The sequence below is a fragment of the Micromonospora sp. NPDC049089 genome, from assembly GCF_040648775.1.
GTDB lineage: Bacteria > Actinomycetota > Actinomycetes > Mycobacteriales > Micromonosporaceae > Micromonospora.
The window spans coordinates 1-3,205 of record NZ_JBEZEH010000358.1; the positions used below are offsets into that span (position 1 = coordinate 1).

The following is a 3,205-nucleotide window of genomic DNA, read 5'->3' on the forward strand; positions in this document are numbered from 1 at the left end:
GCCCAGGGCGCGGACAGGGGCGGGCCGCGCGGCGGCGGCCCGCCCCACCACCACGGGCCGGGCGCGGTCCCCCCGCCCCACCGCCTCAGGTGCGGATGCGGTAGTGCAGGGACGCCACACCGTTGCCGAAGCGGTGATTGCTCAGCAACTCCAGGTCGAGGCGGGTGTCGCTGGGCAGACCGGGCTTGCCTCCGCCGGTGAGAACGGGGTGGATCAGCAGGTGGCACTCGTCGACCAGCCCGGCCTTGAATGCCTGCGCCGCGAGGTGTGCGCCCCCGATGGTGAGGTCGCTGGTGGCCGAGGCTTTCATGGCGCGTACTGATGCGGGGTCGAAGCTCTTTTCGAGCCGGGTCCTGGCGGTCGACGTCGCGTTCAGGGTGGTGGAGTAGACGATCTTGTCCGCTGCCTGCCAGACGTCGGCGAAGTCGGCAGTGAGCTTCGATTGTGCGGCGAGAGCGGGCTCGGTCTCCCAGACGGCCATCGACTCGTACAGGCGCCGACCGTAGAGGTAGGTGCCCGCGGGCCGAACGAGGTCGGTGATGAACGCGAGGTAGTCGTCGTCGGGTGGGGTCCAGTCGAAGCGGCCGTGTTCGTCCTCGATGTAACCGTCGAGGGACACGTTGGTCACGTAGATCAGCTTGGCCATGGCGCTACACCTCGACGGTGACGGGTTGGGCATTGCTGAGTGTCGCGTCCAGTTTGGAGAAGGCCTCGTTCCAGCCCTGGTTGGCGGGAGCGGACAACTGCTCGGGGAGCCACTGACGGATCTCGAGTCGCGTCCGTCCATCGGCGTCGTCGTGGAACTCGACCCGCATCCTCGTCTCGTGCGGCGCGATGCCCTCCGGGAGTTGCCCGGTGACGTGCGCGATGCCGTCAATCAGTTCGCCGTCGACGACGTCGGTGAGGTCGATGTGGACCTCTACTCGCAGGCCGGGTTGGGTCGGGAAGACCTCGGTCCACCGCTGGTAGCCGCCAGGCCGGACGTCGAAGTCCATCTCGTCGCGGGGCAGTGAGTTGCCGATCGGGCCCCACCATGCCGCCAGGTGGTCCGGGTCGGTGAAAGCTCGGTAGACCAGCTCCCGCGGCGCGTGCACCACGCGCGAGATGACGATCGGCGGCTTGTCGCTGTCCATCAATTCTCCTTGTCGTGAGCCTTGCTCGGGGATTCCCTGCCGGGGATCGCCGGGCCGTGGGCCGTTCGGTCCGTTGGGCGGTCGGCGGCCTGTACGGCCGCGAGGTGGGCGTCGAGGCGGGTGAGGGAGGTGTCCCAGAACCGCCGGTAGCGCTCGATCCACTCGGCCGCTTCGCGCAGCGGGGCGGCCTCGATGCGGCTCATCCGCAACTTTCCCGACCGGGTGCGGGAGATGAGCCCGGCGCGTTCAAGCGCCTTCAGGTGCCGCGACACCGCCGGCATCGAGATCGGGAGCGGAGCAGTGAGCTCGGTGACCGTGGCGTCGCGGTCGGCCAGCTCGGCGAGGATCGCCCGTCGAGTCGGGTCGGCGAGCGCCGAGAACACCACGCTGAGTTGATCGCTGCCAGACACCAGAGCCTCCAGTCACTTAACCAAGACGTTAAACGTAGTGCCGCGCGGCCGCAACTATCAGCGGTGATTGGCAGGGATGGTGTCGGCACCATGAGGGGCGGCGGGCTGGTCAACGGCCCGGTCGCGTGCTCGCGCCGGGGGCGAGGTCGGTGGGCGGGCGGTGACCATGGCGTGCGCGCCCAGGCCCAGCCGGGTCAGCGCGAGTGCGGCGGCCAGGACGACCACGACGCGGATGCCGTGACCGACATCCGGTGCCCACAACTGGAGTTTGGCCAGCCCGGCGCCCTCCCAGAGGGCCGGCACCTGCCAGGCGACGCCGACGGCCACCAACGCGCAGGCACCGATCCAGGCGATGGTGGCGGCGATCGTCCGGCCACGGGAACGCACCGGCGGAACGCGGTCGCTCCGGCGCCCGTGCAGGACGCGGGCCCAGGACCAGGCCAGCAGGGCGAGCAGCACCGCGGCGACCCCGAGCAGGCCGACCAGAGCCCAGACCTGCATCGGATCTTCGGTGGCGGTCGCGGGCGTGCCGCCATGAAGAATGCGGGTGAGGTTGAACGCCCCGGCGCTCAGTGGCGCGTCCATGTGCAGGCCGTAGAGGTTGGTCATGATGATCACGGCGAGGTTCGAGTCGGGTGCCAGCACGATATGGGTGAAGAAGTCCGGGGTCGCGCCGGCGTGCCAGACGATGCGGGCGCCGACGCCGTCCAGGGTGCTGTTCTTCCACCCGAACCCGTAGGTGCCGTGACCGGTGGCCACGGTGCCGGTGTGCAGCTGTCGCGTGCCCTGCGGTCCGAGGATCCGGGTGTCGCCGTAGCGGCCGCCGGCGAGCTGCGCGATGGCGTAGTGGGACAGGTCGTCGAGACTGGCGGCGAGGAAACCGTAGGGCACTCCGGCGGTGTCGAACGGCGCGGCGAAGCGCTGCGGCCGGCCGAAGTAGTACCGGTGACCGGGCGGGATGCCGACGGCGCGGGCCTCGTCGGCGGTTGCCGCGGAGTGCGTCATCTGGAGCGGGTCCAGCACGTGACGGCGCAGGTAGCCGCCGAAGGTGTCGCCGGTGACGTTCTCGACGAGCGCGCCGAGGATCATGTAGTTGGCGTCGCTGTACTGATACGTCTGTCCGACGGCGGTGGTGGGCCGCACGCTGGCCAGGTCCCGTACGGAGCGGGCCAGCGCGCCGGGGCGGTTGTCGTAGCGGTCGGTCAGGTCGGTGCTCCACACCTGCGGCAGGCCGCTGGTGTGGGTCAGCAGTTGGCGGACGGTGACCGTCCGGGCGGTGTCCGCGTCGCCCAGGCGCAGCCACGGGAGGTACGTGGAGGCGGTGGTGTCGAGGTCGATCCGGCCGGCCTCGACCAGTTGCGCCACCGCCAGCGCGGTGAACGACTTGCTGGTGGACCCGAGCAGGAACGGCGTCTGCGTGGTGATCGGTCGGCCGTCGCCGTCGACGCCCCATGCGCCTCGCTGGACGACCTCGTCGCCGCGAATGACCACGTACGCCAGCCCGGGTGCCTTGATCTGCTTCAGGTACGCCCGCAGGTAGCGTTCGCCAGCGGCGATCTCGTCGACAGCCGCGGGGGGGGGCCCCCCCCCGGGGGGCCCCCCCCCCGCCGGGCCCCACACACCACCCGCCCCCGCCCGCCAGAGGGAAAGACGCGGGGGTGG

General features: G+C 70.7%; 4 protein-coding genes. All 4 read right to left on the reverse strand.

Going from position 1 to position 3,205, the window contains the following annotated elements; translation table 11 throughout:
• Window positions 1–85 precede the first annotated feature (85 nt).
• Window positions 86–646 carry a dihydrofolate reductase family protein gene (locus AB0B48_RS32590; RefSeq protein ID WP_357208376.1) on the reverse strand — a complete coding sequence of 187 codons (561 nt, stop codon included), beginning with the start codon at window positions 644–646 and terminating at the stop codon, window positions 86–88.
• 4 nt (window positions 647–650) lie between these two features.
• Window positions 651–1,133: an SRPBCC domain-containing protein gene (locus tag AB0B48_RS32595; protein WP_357208379.1), complete on the reverse strand. Its 483-nt coding sequence runs from the start codon at window positions 1,131–1,133 to the stop codon at window positions 651–653.
• Window positions 1,133–1,543 (reverse strand): metalloregulator ArsR/SmtB family transcription factor, encoded by a 411-nt coding sequence (locus AB0B48_RS32600; protein ID WP_357208382.1) that lies wholly within the window; start codon window positions 1,541–1,543, stop codon window positions 1,133–1,135. The genes AB0B48_RS32595 and AB0B48_RS32600 overlap by 1 nt, the downstream gene beginning before the upstream one ends.
• Window positions 1,544–1,600: 57 nt before the next feature.
• Window positions 1,601–3,205: serine hydrolase domain-containing protein (locus AB0B48_RS32605; protein ID WP_357208385.1), on the reverse strand; the 1,605-nt coding region annotated here is incomplete at its 5' end.